This is a genomic window from Alcaligenes sp., assembly GCF_050255915.1.
GTDB classification, from domain to species: domain Bacteria; phylum Pseudomonadota; class Gammaproteobacteria; order Burkholderiales; family Burkholderiaceae_B; genus Alcaligenes; species Alcaligenes aquatilis.
In genome coordinates, this window is record NZ_JBFWIQ010000005.1 from 41,907 (window position 1) to 54,911 (window position 13,005).

Below are 13,005 nucleotides of genomic sequence, written 5' to 3' on the forward strand. Positions count from 1 at the left end.
GTCCCAGGATGCCGCTTCCAACTGACCGGAGGATGATGGCTGGGATTAGGCCGGTTGTTTGGGCAAGGCCCGCCATTGCTGGACCGTAATACGGCTGATGTGTTCAGTCCGATAGTCCTGCAAAAACGGGTTGTACTTGTTTTCCTCGGTGTGATGATGGCGAAAGCCACACTTGGCTTGCGCAATTTGCGATTGGGTATTGTTGGCAAAGTAGCCGCACCACAGTGCTTTCAGCTTCAGTGTTTCAAAAGCGTGTCGCATCACTTCTCGCACGGCCTCGGGAATCAAGCCTTGCCCCCAGTAAGGGACGCCAATCCAATAGGCAATTTCGCCTTCTTCTGCACTGATCTCGACGTTGCTGTTCTTGCCGATCAGGATGCCAATACAACCGACGGCGCGGCCATTGTCCTTGTGTACGACGGCATACACTTCGGGCATATTGAAAACGGTGCGGATAATTTCGGCACTTTCCTCAACGCTGGTATGAACCGGCCAACCTGCAATCGGGCCGACTCGTTCATCTTTGGCGTATTCGTACAAATCCTCGGCGTCGCTGTCCTGCCAGGGGCGTAAAATAAGTCTTTCTGTTTGAAGTTTCATTTTGTTTACTCACGGTCAAGCAGCAAACAGAATAGAAGCTGGCGGGTTTGACGAACAGAGCGGGACCTTGGCAGTTTCGGTACTTTTAGAAAGTCTTGCCTGTTGTTAGCCAGTCAAGGACAGTTCAGCCCCATGCATCACATTCCACAATTATTCAGCGCCCAAGACGGCTGCCTGACGGGCGAGACAACGCTGTCCGAAGGCGTGGGCATGCCTTTGTCTTTTGGTCATGCCTATATGACCTTGATGATCTGCCTGTCGGGTCGCGCCCTGGTCAGCCTGAACTTCAAGGATCAGGTCGTACGTACCCATGATGTGCTGGTGCTGGCCGAAGATACGATGACCTTGCTGAAACGACGCTCGCAAGGCTTCAAGGTGTTTTTCCTGTTGATGCCCAAGAACCTGGCGTCAGAAGTGGCTTATCCGCTGCCCAATTCCCTGTTTGTGTTCCTGCACGACAATCCCTTGTGTGTGCCCCTGCAAAAGGATCGGGCTTTGCTGGCCGCATGGCTGGTGCAACTGCGCCAGATTGTGCAGGCCCGAGGGCGGTATCAACACATCATGCTGCGTAATCAGCTGCAGAACTTCTTTCTGCGTATTGCCGAGCAGATTCCGTCCGAATACCAGGGTAGCCAGTCGTTCAGCCGCAAGGAAATGATCAGTTGGCGTTTCTGGGAGCTGGTAGGCCAGCAATGTCGAAAGCACAGAGAGGTGAAGTTTTATGCGGATGCGCTCAATATCACGCCGTTTTACCTCTCCCAACTGAGCAAAGAGTTCTTCAACGACAGCCCCAAGGCCTTGATCGACAGACAGGTGGTTCTGGAGATCAAGGCGCTGCTTTCCTACAGTCAGTTGGCAATCGGGCAGATTGCCGATCAGTTGAGTTTTGAGGATCCCTCGTATCTATGCCGTTACTTCAAGCGTCACACAGGCTTGTCGTTGACCCGCTATCGCCAGCATGAGCAGGCCCGTTCCGGTGTGGTGGCAATAGGCTGATAGAGGGAAGGTGGGGGTTGCAAGTGATCAGCTCAAGGGCGGGTCGTGCCTGGTCAATACGATAAGAAAATGGCGATGTTGTATGGCTCAGGAAGGCGAGAAGTCTGTCCGCCTGATCGATGCGTTTGGGACTCAAACTCCAGGCGGAGCAGGTTTACAGCCTACATTTTGCCGGTGAATTTATAGCGGTCGCCAGGGTGCCACAGTCTTGCGTGAGTCGTGAACTGCTCGCTGGAGAAGGTGCGGCGGTCCATCACCAAACAGGGCTGCTGCTCTTTCATGTGCAGGGCTTGTGCGATTCTGGCGGGAGGCACCAGCACTTCAATGCTGTAAAAGCCGGTCGGCAAGGGGGCAACCCGCAGCAGATACTCGTTAGGCGTGATCTGGCTCCAATCCTGCTCCATGTAATCTGGGGCCATGTGCGCATCCACCAGACGATCTTCATATTGGATGGGCAAGCCATTTTCTGCATGAACAATAATGGAATGAAACAGGGCTGAGCCCGGTGCAATGCCATACAAGCGCGCTTGAGCCGGGCTGGCCTGCAGCCGCTCTACGCTCAGCACCTGACAGCTATGTTGGTGGCCGCGCTCCCGTATGTCCTGCGCGATGCTGCGTATCTCGATCAAGGTGGACTGGAATTTGGGCTGCGCCACATAGGTGCCCGAGCCTTTGATGCGGACCAGCAACTTGTCGGTGGTCAGTTCACGTAGAGCGCGGTTGACCGTCATGCGTGACACACCAAACTGCTCGCATAAAGCCAGTTCGGTGGGAATCAGATCGCCTTCGCGCCATTGGCCGGATTGGATTTTTTCCAGCACAAAATTTTTGATTTGCAGGTAGGCGGGTAACGCCGATTCGGAGGGCGTATTGCTCGTCTGGGGGGCATCCATTCTTATGCTTTCCTGTAGGACGTGTCCACACTCAAAAGGGCCTCGCGCAGACCAGACTTAAGGTCGTGAACTGGGCAGTGAGTGAAGCCATGCTCACGGTCATGAGCTTATGCAAGACTCTGCTTGGTATATGTATAGACAACTTGAAAAAATGACTATACATTGACGTGAGCTTACAAGAAAACCGTTGTTTTGTCGGCGCCTGGGCCTGCCATCAGTGTGTGGAGCAGCCTGCCAGATAGAACCAGCGCGTACCCAGAGACACCTCAGACGGAGGACATCACCATGCCAGATCATCACACTTCGGCGGCCCGCCAAGATCCTCGTTTCGATCCTGCGCGGCAGATTCATGCCCCCACGGGGACACAGCTTAGTTGCAAAAACTGGGTGGCGGAAGCCGCATACCGCATGATTCAGAACAATCTGGATCCAGCCGTGGCCGAGAATCCGCAACATCTGGTGGTATACGGCGGCATTGGGCGTGCAGCCCGGAACTGGGAGTGCTACGACCAGATTCTGGCCAGCTTGCGCGAACTGGAGGATGACCAGACCTTGCTGATTCAGTCCGGCAAGCCGGTGGGCGTATTCCGTACGCATAGCGATGCACCGCGTGTGTTGCTGGCCAACTCGAATCTGGTGCCCAAATGGGCCACGTGGGAAAAGTTTCACGAGCTGGATCAGGCCGGTTTGTTCATGTACGGACAGATGACGGCAGGTAGCTGGATCTACATTGGCAGCCAGGGCATTGTGCAAGGCACCTACGAGACGTTTGCCGAGGCAGGCCGTCAGCATTTTGGTGGTTCGCTGGCCGGGCGCTGGATTCTGACCGCTGGCCTGGGAGGCATGGGCGGTGCGCAGCCTTTGGCCGCGACCTTTGCTGGAGCGGTATCGCTGACGATTGAATGCAAGCAAAGCCGTATTGACTTCCGTTTGCAGACTCGTTATTTGGATAAGCAGGCGCGGGATCTGGACCATGCGCTGGAGCTGATTGCTCAGCACACGGCCGCCAAGGAGGCCGTGTCGATTGGCTTACTGGGCAATGCGGCTGACGTGCTGCCTGAGCTGGTGCGACGCGCCCAAGCCGGTGGTTTGAAACCTGATCTGGTCACGGACCAGACCTCCGCCCACGATTTGCTCAATGGCTATTTGCCTTCGGGTTGGACGGTGGAGCAGTGGCAGGCGGCGCAGCAAGATCCCGCTCAACATGCTCGTATTCAGCAAGCGGCTGCCAAGTCTTGCGTGGTCCATGTGCAGGCCATGCTGGATTTCCAGAAAATGGGTATTCCGGTTGTGGACTACGGCAATAACATTCGCCAAGTCGCGTTTGATGAAGGCGTGGCCAATGCCTTTGACTTTCCCGGTTTTGTGCCCGCCTATATTCGCCCCTTGTTTTGTGAGGGCAAAGGCCCATTCCGCTGGGTGGCCTTGTCGGGCGACCCGGAAGACATCTACAAAACCGATCAAAAAATCAAAGAGCTGTTTCCGGACAATCAGCACGTGCATCGCTGGCTGGACATGGCGCAGGAACGCATTGCTTTCCAGGGCCTGCCTGCACGAATTTGCTGGCTGGGGCTGGGCGAGCGTCATCGCGCCGGTCTGGCCTTTAATGAAATGGTGCGTAACGGCGAGTTGAAAGCGCCAATTGTGATTGGTCGTGACCACCTCGATACCGGCTCGGTGGCCAGCCCCAATCGCGAAACTGAAAGTATGCGTGATGGCACGGATGCCGTGTCGGACTGGCCTTTGCTCAATGCCTTGTTGAATACCGCAGGCGGGGCGAGTTGGGTTTCGCTGCACCACGGGGGCGGGGTGGGTATGGGCTACAGCCAGCACGCGGGTATGGTGATTGTGGCCGACGGTAGCGAGCAGGCGGCGGCCCGTCTGGAGCGGGTCTTGATTAACGATTGCGCCAGTGGTGTGATGCGTCATGCGGATGCAGGCTACGAGCTGGCGATTCAAACGGCCAAGAGTTTCGGGCTGACATTGCCCATGATCAAGTAAGAACAACAGGACAGATAAATGAGCAAGCGTATCGAACTTTCTCCCGGCGCACTGACCTTGGCACAACTGCGCCAAATCTGGCAGGAACCGACTGTTCTGACTCTGCCGCCAGAGGCGATCGGGGCCATGGATGCGTCCTCGGCCATTGTGGCCAAGATTATCCGTGAAGGTAATCCCGCCTATGGCATCAATACCGGTTTTGGCAAATTGGCCCAGCAACGCATTCCCGACCACGATCTGGAGCAGTTGCAAAAGAACCTGATTTTGTCGCACTCCGTGGGAGTGGGTGAGCCGGTGTCCGATGCGGTTGCGCGCTTGATCATGGCTATGAAAATCGCCAGTCTGGCACGGGGATTTTCGGGTATTCGCTCGCATGTGGTCACGACCTTGCTGAATATTTTGAATGCGGGCGTGGTGCCTTTCATTCCGTCCAAGGGTTCCGTGGGCGCATCGGGCGATTTGGCACCTTTGTCGCATATGACACTGACCCTGATCGGTGAAGGACAAGCCAAGTGGCAGGGTGAATGGATGCCGGCCCAGCAGGCTTTGGCCAAGGCCGGTATCACCCCGATTGTGCTGGCTGCCAAGGAAGGGTTGGCGCTGATCAATGGCACGCAAGTGTCTACGGCCCTGGCACTGAACGGCCTGTTCCGCGCCCAGACCTTGTTCCGCAATGCGATTCTGGCCGGTGCCTTAAGCGTGGACGCCGCCAAAGGCAGTGATGCGCCTTTTGATCCGCGTATCCATGAGGTGCGTGGGCAGCCAGGACAGATTTACGCGGCCCGCCTGTATAGGGAACTGCTTGCCGGCAGCCAGATTCGTCAGTCGCACCGGGACAATGACAACAAGGTGCAGGACCCCTACAGCTTGCGTTGCCAGCCCCAGGTCATGGGCGCGATTCAGGATCTGATCACGCAAAACGAACGTGCCTTGCTGACCGAAGCCAATGCCGTCACGGATAACCCACTGGTGTTCCCCGGTAAGGATGGCGAGCCGGATCAGGTGCTTTCAGGCGGCAACTTCCATGCCGAGCCGGTCGCGTTTGCCGCCGATGGTTTGGCTCTGGCCATTGCTGAAATGGGGGCCTTGGCAGAGCGTCGAGTCGCCTTGCTGATTGATGCCAGCATCTCCGGACTGCCTCCGTTCCTGGTGCCGTCCGCAGGCCTGAATTCGGGCTTCATGATTGCCCATGTGACGGCGGCGGCTTTGGCCTCGGAAAACAAGTCGCTGGCCCATCCCGCCAGTGTGGATAGCTTGCCGACTTCGGCGAATCAGGAAGATCACGTCAGCATGGCAACCTTTGCGGCGCGCAGGCTGGAAGACATGGCACAGAACACGGCTGCGATTGTGGCAATTGAATTGTTGTGTGCGGCACAGGGCATTGATTTTCATGCGCCTTTGCTGACTTCGGCGCGTTTGAAGAAGGTGCAGGATGCGATTCGTCAGGCCGTTCCTTTCTACGATCAGGACCGTTATCTGGCTCCCGATATCGAGGCCCTGAAAGCCTTGGTGCTGGACGAAAGCTTGGCAGCGACGGCGGCGGATCTGTTTTAGTTTTCATGAAGTACTGCTGATTGTTTTTGTCTCCACGAACTTGTCCCTGGCCTGGATCACCAAGCCGGGGATTTTTTTGTCGCCGGGCCGCCCCAAGACAAAAAGCTCCCCCTCGGGGGCAGCAAGCCGAAGGCGTAGCGTGGGGGGGGGCTTCACGACGACTCCAGCATTGCATTTCGCTGGACTACACCCTGCCGGCACAAGTCCACGCTGAATGCTACGGCTGCTGCTGCGTCCCATACGTAGGCAGGCACGGTATGCGCTATGTTCATAACGAGGCGTGGAATGTGGCTGAGCGGGTGGTGAATCGGTTGTTCCACGGCGAGAGATTGATAAGTGTATCCGATACGGGTATAGTTTGGAGGTCGATATGACGTGCGTTCTCAAGCGCAAAGACTTTGCACGATGGCAGGCGGCCGAGAAGCTGCCCGATATTGCCTTGTGCAAGGCAGTTCATGAGATGGAAAGCGGTTTGATCGATGTGGACTTGGGGGGCGCCTTATACAAGAAGCGGGTAGCTCGCCCTGGTGGTGGCAAAAGCGGCGGCTATCGCAGCTTGCTTTCGGCCAGAATAGGTAGCCGTTATGTGTTCTTGCATGGGTTCTCCAAGAGCGACAAGGGGAACATCACGCAGGATGAGAAGAAAGCGCTGCAATTTGTCGGTAAGGTGTTCTTGGGTTTGTCCCCTGAAGCCTTGTTTAATGCATTGCAGGCTGACGTGTTATTGGAGGTGCATTGTGAGCAAGATCATCGAATCGCTACGCGGCGACCTGGCGGCGCTCCAGGAGGCAGGAGCGATTGGCAAGGTGACGATGCGCGAGTTTGACGCGATTTGTCCGCCGCCAGTTCGGGAGTTCGATGCAGCCGACATCAAGCGGCTGCGAGAAGGCTTGAAGTTCAGCCAACCGGTATTTGCGCTTTATTTGCATACCACGGCATCGACCATACGCAAGTGGGAGCAAGGTGAAACCCATCCTACCGGCCCGGCGCTCAAGTTGCTGAACATCATTGCCGACAAGGGCTTACAGGCCATTATCTGATTTTTTTGTACCTAAGCCTTGTTCAGTAGACTACTCAGCGTTTCTTGATAGGCGGCAAAGGCCGCTTCTTCTTGCGGATGATGGCCGTCTGCCACACAGGCTTTACCGCTGACGAATACATCACGAATCGGGTTGGCGTGGGCGCGCTCGGAAAAGACCAGAGCTGACAGCCAATGTTGACTGTCCAGCCCCGCCAGACTGGAGTGTTCCAGATCAATCACCATTAAATCCGCCTGATGGCCGGGGCTGAGTTGCCCGCTGGCTCGTCCGGATGCTTGTGCGCCGCCGCGCGTGCAGGTCTCAAACACGTAGTCCGCCACAAAAGGCTGTTGGGGTGAAGTCAGCACATTGCGTTGCTGGCTGATTAATCGTTGACCATATTCCAGCAAGCGTAGCTCGGCGCGCCAGTCCACGCAGATATGGCTGTCCGAGCCTATACCCATATGACCATGCTCGGCCAGAAAGGCGGCGGCGGGGAACAGGCCATCGCCCAGATTGGCTTCGGTGGTCAGGCACAAGCCGGCTACGGCACCGCTGCGGGCAATTTGCTTGCGCTCTTGCTCGTCGATATGAGTGGCGTGGACCAGACACCAGCGTTCGTCCACGTTGAAGTTGTCATACAGATAAGCCACCGGGCTGCAGCCTTTGACGTCCTGGCAGGCCAGCACTTCGGCCATTTGCTCGGCAATGTGGATGTGAATCGGGTGGCGTGATGGCAGGCTGTGCAGGCCGTCGATCAGGGTATTGATGGAAGCAATATTGGTGGCGCGCAGGGAGTGGGGCGCAATACCGTAACGCCGGTCAGCATTCAACGGGTGGCTGGAGTGCAAGGACTCCAGCAGGTACAGCAACTGTGTGGGGCTATTCAAAAAGCGTTGTTGATCCTGGCGGGGAGCCTGACTGCCGAAATTGCTGTACTGATACAGCACGGGCAGCAGGGTAATGGCCAGTCCGCTGGCGCTGGCCGCCTCCATGACGCCTTGGGCCAGCAGACTTATGGGCGCGTAATTTTGGCCGTCGCGCTGGTGATGCAGGTAGTGGAATTCGCACACGCTGGTGTAGCCTGCTTTTAGCATCTGTATATAGAGCCAATGGGCAATGGCCTGCATGTGCTCGGGTTCCAGACGGGCGGCGAAGCGGTACATCAGGTCACGCCAGCTCCAGAAACTGTCCTGGCCTTGTCCCCGGAATTCAGTCAGCCCGCTCATGGCGCTTTGAAAAGCGTGTGAATGCAGATTGGGCATGCCCGGCAGTGCGGCGCCCAGTGCCTTATATACGGAGCCTGCGGTGTCTATGTCTTGTTGGTTGGCTTCGGGGAGAACATGCGTCAGCGTACCGTCCCGGTCCCAGCGCAGCAGTACATTGGCTTGCCATTGGCTGTCCAGATAGGCCCAGGGGGCCCAGAGCGCATCGTAGTGCCGCAGAATAGTCATGGTGATTCCTTACGCAGGTCACGGCTGATGATTCCTTGGTACACGACCAGGGCACAGCGTGGCAGGCCCATCCAGTAGACCAGCTCGGGCAGGGAGTCTATATCCCAGGCAACAAAGTCGGCGCGGGCCCCGATACTCAATTCACCGCTGATATTCGGGGCACCCAGGGCTTTGGCAGCATGGCGGGTGACACCTGCCAGGGCCTCAGGGACTGTCAGCTTGAAAAGCGTGCTGCCCATATTCAGCATCAGTAATAGGGAAGCACAGGGGGAGGTACCGGGGTTGCTGTCGGTGGACAGGGCCATGGGCACGCCGTGTTTACGTAGCAATCCGATAGGGGGTAACTGAGTTTCACGCAGGAAGTAGTAGGCACCGGGCAGGAGTACGGCCACGGTTCCTGCTTGTTTCATGGCGATGACACCGGCCTCATCCAGATATTCCAGATGATCGGTAGACAGGGCGTGGTAGCGTGCTGCCATTTCTGTACCGCCCAGGTTGGAGAGCTGTTCGGCGTGCATTTTGACGGGCAGGCCCAGGTCTTGGGCTGCTTTCAGGACGCGCTCGGACTGCTTCAAATCAAAGGCAATGCGCTCGCAAAAGACGTCAACCGCATCGATCAGTCCTTCTTGTGCCAGCGTGGGCAGCATGTGATCGCACACCAGATCCAGATAGGCATCGGTTTGCCCGGCAAATTCAGGGGGCAGGGCATGGGCCCCTAAAAAGGTGGTACGTACGGTTACCGGACGTAACTCACCCAGACGACGGGCCACACGCAGCATCTTGCGCTCGCTCTCCAGATTCAGGCCGTAGCCGGATTTGATTTCGATCGCGGTGACGCCTTCGTCCAGCAAAGCATCCAGACGACGCAGGGCCTGGGCCAGCAGTTCGTCCTCGCTCAAGGAGCGGGTGGCGTTAACGGAGGACACAATGCCCCCGCCCTGACGGGCGATGTCTTCATAGGAGGCCCCTGCCAGCCGCAAGGCAAATTCCTGGGCGCGGTTATCGCCGTAAACCAGATGAGTGTGGCAATCGATCAGGCCTGGAGTGACCCAGCGGTTTCCCAGCCTGTGTTCTTCTGTGGCTTGCTGCCACTGTGCGGGCAGAGCATGGCGCGGGCCCATCCAGGCGATACGGCCTGCCTGTTCGACCAGGCAGGCATCTTCAATGACTTGCTCGGGGTCGGCGTTGGGGGCCAAGCGTAAATCAGTCCAAAGTGTGTAGCGCATGGTTTTATTCCGTGGGAGCGATATAGGCGTAGACCAGTGGAGCATCAGCGTGCTCGGCCTGCAGTTGCAGCGACAAGGGGGCGGATGTGCTGCCTGTCAGGGCCTGCCCGGTGTTCAAGGTCCAGCGATGTATGTCGGACTGGAGCTGGTAGCCGCCTTGCGGTGCATACAGAAAGTGCGTGCCTGCGGCCAAGGTCATGGGAGCATTCCGTCCTTGCCAGGCTTGCAGGCTGCCCTGGGCTCGGCCCCGGCGCAGCATCAGATTCAAGTCCTGCGTGGGTCCGAGCGGTAACACGCAGGCCACCCGGTCCTCGCCCGCGAAGGCGTAGGGCTGGAAAGGGTGCAGCACATGAATGTGGTCATGGTGGGTTAGCTGCATGTTGTCGCCTTTGATCAACATGATGTGTCGATCTATGCCGGGAAAGCGTGAAAAATCGCCGGAAGTGTGGACTTGGGCCAGGCTGATGCGCCAGTCAAAGTGCTCATAATCGGAATTCTTTGGGGAGCACCGTATTTCGTGCGTGGTGCCACCACCGTTTTTCCAGGGCTGCGCGGGCAGGCTGCTGATGTTTAGCAGGTCAAGCAAAGTGGCAGGGTGAGGGTCGCTCATGGTGGCATGGCTCCGAGCAGATTTTTAATTGTATATACAATAGCTGAGTCTAGACAAAGTGCGACGATTGCCTTGAAGGGGAGATCGATTTTTCAGGGTAAATCCCGAGCTGATACGGTTTGGCTACTTGCGCTGCAAGCCGCTTGGTGGCAAGGTATACGCTAATAAACCCGCGTCATAACTCATTCAAAGGTGCAGGATGCCTGGTTTGTCCGGCATCCTGCGTTCATTGTTGCAAGCTAGAAAGTTTGCATATGAAGTATTTAATCGTTCTTCTTCAGGACTTTTCCGAATCATGGATACCCTCTCGCAGTCTTTTACCTTTTCCCAACGTGCCCAGAAACTGAGTGGCTCCGCAATTCGTGAAATTCTCAAGGTCACTGCGCGTCCCGAGATTATTTCCTTTGCGGGCGGTCTGCCCACTCCAGTTGGCTTTCCTGTCGAGGAAATGCAAAGCGCGTTCAATAAGGTACTGAGCGAGCAGGGTCGTATGGCCTTGCAATACACCACCACGGAAGGCTATCTGCCCCTGCGTCAGTGGTTGGCAGAACAAATGAGCGCCGAAGGCTCCCCTGTACACGCCGACGAAATCCTGCTGGTAAACGGTTCGCAGCAAGCGCTGGATATGCTGGGCAAGTTGTTCATTGACGAGGGCAGCAAGGTGTTGGTGGAATCGCCTACTTACCTGGGTGCCTTGCAGGCTCTGTCGGTGTACGACCCTTCTTTTGTGGCGATTCCTACCGATGGTCAGGGCATGATTCCCGAGTACGTGTCGGCTCCTGAAGCTATGGGTGCCCGTCTGCTGTACGCACTGCCTAACTTCCAGAACCCGACCGGCCTGCGTTTGCCCTTGGAGCGTCGTCAGGATCTGGTGGAACGATGTGCTGCCGCACATATCCCAATCGTCGAGGACGATCCCTACGGCGAACTGCGTTACGCTGGCGAACGCCTGCCCAGCTTGCTGTCTTTGGGCCGCAAGGCAGGTGCCACCGTGATTCGTCTGGGCACCTTCTCTAAAGTTCTGGCTCCCGGCCTGCGTCTGGGTTACATCGTGGCTCCTGCCAAAATCATCGACAAGCTGGTGCAGATCAAACAGGCCACGGACTTGCATACCTCCACGTTGACGCAGATGGCGGTTTACGAAGCCGTACATAACGGGTTCCTGGAACAGCACCTGCCCAAAGTGCGCGATATTTACCAGAAACAGTGCGCCATCATGCTCGATGCGATGGACAAGAACTTCCCGGATACGGCCCAATGGACTCGTCCTGAAGGTGGCATGTTCATTTGGGTGACCTTGCCCGAGCACGTGGATGCCACGGCCCTGTTGCAAAAAGCGATTGAAAATCTGGTGGCTTTTGTGCCTGGCGAGCCCTTCTACGCGGGCAAGGACGTCAAACGCAACACCTTGCGCCTGAGCTTTGCGACTGTGCCCGAGGAAAAAATTCGCGAAGGCATCGCCATCTTGGGTAAACTCATCAAAGAAGCCTGATGGGTGTTTGGCAGGCAATGGACGCAGACTGATGGTCTGCGTCTTTTCACGCGCTGGCTGGCCAGCGTTGTGGTTTTCAAGGGTCGTCCATTTTGCTCTCTTTGCTCCTGGAGCATGAGCAGGTTCCTGGAATCCACCGCATACCCTCAGCCAGAGGGTATGCCTGTTTCTAGTCTATGGCTCAAGGCCTGGATTTAGGTTTTACCTCTATGACATCTCCATCCGCTTCGGAGTCTTCTCCGCGCCCAGATCTGTCCGATATGCGCCCCACCAATGACTGGGTGGCCCGTTATTTGCCCGCCTCCTGGGGGCCTTATGCGCGCTTGTGCCGGCTGGACCGGCCTGTGGGCACTTGGTTGACCCTCTTGCCCGCCCTGGCCGCTCTGGTGCAGGCGGCGGACGGTCTTCCTACCTTGTGGCGTGTGGTGATCTTTTCCCTGGGTGCCTTGTTGATGCGTGGCATTGGCTGCTGCTTTAACGATATGGCGGACCGCAACTTTGACCACCAGGTTGAACGCACCCGTTTCCGGCCTTTGACCAGCGGGCAGCTCACCATGCGCAAGGCCGTGATCTTCGTGCTGGCGCAGATGGCTGTGTGTGCCTTGCTGCTTTTTGCCATCAATGAGTACAGCCGCTGGCTGGCGCTGGCCCTGTTTCCCATTGTGATGATCTACCCACTGTGCAAGCGCTTTACCTATTGGCCGCAAGTGGTTCTGGGGATCTGTTTTAACTGGGGCATGCTGATGGCCTGGTCCGACACGCAGAACATAGTGCCTTTGGGTGCCATCCTGATGTGGGTGGGCGCGATTTTGTGGCAGGTAGGCTATGACTCCATCTATGCCTATATCGACGTGGCCGACGATACCAAGCTGGGTCTGCACTCGACCGCCTTGCGTTTTCGTGAGGCCGGCAAGACCTGGATCAGCGGTTTTTATATAGCCGCCATGTTGTGCTGGCTGGTAGGCGGTTTGCTGTTGGACGAGCGGATTTTGTATTACGCCGTGATGGCGGTTATTGGTGCCCATCTGCTGTGGCAGATGAAACATTTTGACGTGCGCTATCCCGAACGAGGCCTGCGCCTTTTCCGTGCCAACATCTGGGTTGGTGTTTTGCTGGTGGTGGCCGCGTTGGCGGGCACAATCAGTTTGGTTTGATACGCA

At 56.9% G+C, this 13,005-nt stretch carries 11 protein-coding genes and 1 pseudogene; 7 read left to right on the forward strand and 5 right to left on the reverse strand.

The genetic code is table 11. The features are described 5' to 3' along the window. Positions 1-45: 45 nt before the first annotated feature. Entirely contained in the window at positions 46-600 is a 555-nt protein-coding gene (locus tag AB7E06_RS07705; protein ID WP_376912476.1) for a GNAT family N-acetyltransferase, read from the reverse strand. Positions 601-732: 132 nt separating this feature from the next. Between AB7E06_RS07705 and AB7E06_RS07710 the strand changes: the two genes are divergently transcribed. Beyond that, the gene (locus AB7E06_RS07710) at positions 733-1,596 is read left to right on the forward strand and encodes an AraC family transcriptional regulator (protein ID WP_230019421.1); all 864 of its coding nucleotides are present in this window, start codon (positions 733-735) and stop codon (positions 1,594-1,596) included. A 161-nt stretch (positions 1,597-1,757) separates the two neighbouring features. Here the strand turns inward: AB7E06_RS07710 and hutC are convergent, their stop codons facing one another. Continuing rightward, positions 1,758-2,489, reverse strand: coding sequence for a histidine utilization repressor (gene hutC / locus AB7E06_RS07715; RefSeq protein WP_094198084.1), 732 nt, complete (start codon positions 2,487-2,489; stop codon positions 1,758-1,760). 285 nt (positions 2,490-2,774) lie between these two features. On the opposite strand from hutC, the gene hutU reads away from it, so the two are divergent. The 4 genes and pseudogenes from hutU to AB7E06_RS07735 all read left to right on the forward strand — a co-directional run bounded on the left by hutU (position 2,775) and on the right by AB7E06_RS07735 (position 7,084). Next, positions 2,775-4,490 (forward strand): urocanate hydratase, encoded by a 1,716-nt coding sequence (hutU, locus tag AB7E06_RS07720; RefSeq protein WP_264672203.1) that lies wholly within the window; start codon positions 2,775-2,777, stop codon positions 4,488-4,490. Between the two features lie 18 nt (positions 4,491-4,508). Beyond that, complete coding sequence (gene hutH, locus AB7E06_RS07725; protein ID WP_121739908.1) at positions 4,509-6,044, forward strand: histidine ammonia-lyase; 1,536 nt, start codon at positions 4,509-4,511, stop codon at positions 6,042-6,044. Between the two features lie 370 nt (positions 6,045-6,414). Then, a pseudogene (locus tag AB7E06_RS07730) lies at positions 6,415-6,795 on the forward strand (type II toxin-antitoxin system RelE/ParE family toxin); the annotation flags it as partial. Continuing rightward, the gene (locus tag AB7E06_RS07735) at positions 6,782-7,084 is read left to right on the forward strand and encodes a helix-turn-helix domain-containing protein (protein ID WP_035269706.1); all 303 of its coding nucleotides are present in this window, start codon (positions 6,782-6,784) and stop codon (positions 7,082-7,084) included. The pseudogene AB7E06_RS07730 and the gene AB7E06_RS07735, both read left to right, overlap by 14 nt. Positions 7,085-7,095: 11 nt before the next feature. Here AB7E06_RS07735 and AB7E06_RS07740 read toward each other — a convergent pair whose 3' ends face one another. Genes AB7E06_RS07740 through AB7E06_RS07750 form a run of 3 tightly spaced genes read right to left on the reverse strand, consistent with a single transcriptional unit; the run spans position 7,096 to position 10,353 of the window. Beyond that, entirely contained in the window at positions 7,096-8,517 is a 1,422-nt protein-coding gene (locus AB7E06_RS07740; protein ID WP_249460516.1) for a formimidoylglutamate deiminase, read from the reverse strand. Beyond that, complete coding sequence (hutI, locus tag AB7E06_RS07745) at positions 8,514-9,743, reverse strand: imidazolonepropionase (protein WP_108728362.1); 1,230 nt, start codon at positions 9,741-9,743, stop codon at positions 8,514-8,516. Before hutI ends, AB7E06_RS07740 begins: the two co-directional genes overlap by 4 nt. Before the next feature lie 4 nt (positions 9,744-9,747). Further along, positions 9,748-10,353: a HutD/Ves family protein gene (locus AB7E06_RS07750; protein ID WP_249460515.1), complete on the reverse strand. Its 606-nt coding sequence runs from the start codon at positions 10,351-10,353 to the stop codon at positions 9,748-9,750. 295 nt (positions 10,354-10,648) lie between these two features. Here AB7E06_RS07750 and AB7E06_RS07755 point away from each other — a divergent pair, with 295 nt between their 5' ends. Together AB7E06_RS07755 and ubiA are read left to right on the forward strand one after the other, a co-directional pair. Beyond that, on the forward strand, positions 10,649-11,845 hold the full coding sequence (locus tag AB7E06_RS07755; protein WP_094198078.1) for a PLP-dependent aminotransferase family protein: 1,197 nt from the start codon (positions 10,649-10,651) through the stop codon (positions 11,843-11,845). Between the two features lie 209 nt (positions 11,846-12,054). After that, on the forward strand, positions 12,055-12,999 hold the full coding sequence (gene ubiA, locus AB7E06_RS07760) for a 4-hydroxybenzoate octaprenyltransferase (protein ID WP_094198463.1): 945 nt from the start codon (positions 12,055-12,057) through the stop codon (positions 12,997-12,999). The last annotated feature ends 6 nt before the right edge of the window (positions 13,000-13,005 follow it).

What these genes read in the sequence shown, in the direction of transcription:
- AB7E06_RS07705 (WP_376912476.1), bottom strand. Translation starts at nt 600, where the DNA reads ATGAAACTTCAAACAGAAAGACTTATTTTACGCCCCTGGCAGGACAGC.
- AB7E06_RS07710 (WP_230019421.1), top strand. Translation starts at nt 733, where the DNA reads ATGCATCACATTCCACAATTATTCAGCGCCCAAGACGGCTGCCTGACG.
- hutC (WP_094198084.1), bottom strand. Translation starts at nt 2,489, where the DNA reads ATGGATGCCCCCCAGACGAGCAATACGCCCTCCGAATCGGCGTTACCC.
- hutU (WP_264672203.1), top strand. Translation starts at nt 2,775, where the DNA reads ATGCCAGATCATCACACTTCGGCGGCCCGCCAAGATCCTCGTTTCGAT.
- hutH (WP_121739908.1), top strand. Translation starts at nt 4,509, where the DNA reads ATGAGCAAGCGTATCGAACTTTCTCCCGGCGCACTGACCTTGGCACAA.
- AB7E06_RS07740 (WP_249460516.1), bottom strand. Translation starts at nt 8,517, where the DNA reads ATGACTATTCTGCGGCACTACGATGCGCTCTGGGCCCCCTGGGCCTAT.
- hutI (WP_108728362.1), bottom strand. Translation starts at nt 9,743, where the DNA reads ATGCGCTACACACTTTGGACTGATTTACGCTTGGCCCCCAACGCCGAC.
- AB7E06_RS07750 (WP_249460515.1), bottom strand. Translation starts at nt 10,353, where the DNA reads ATGAGCGACCCTCACCCTGCCACTTTGCTTGACCTGCTAAACATCAGC.
- AB7E06_RS07755 (WP_094198078.1), top strand. Translation starts at nt 10,649, where the DNA reads ATGGATACCCTCTCGCAGTCTTTTACCTTTTCCCAACGTGCCCAGAAA.
- ubiA (WP_094198463.1), top strand. Translation starts at nt 12,055, where the DNA reads ATGACATCTCCATCCGCTTCGGAGTCTTCTCCGCGCCCAGATCTGTCC.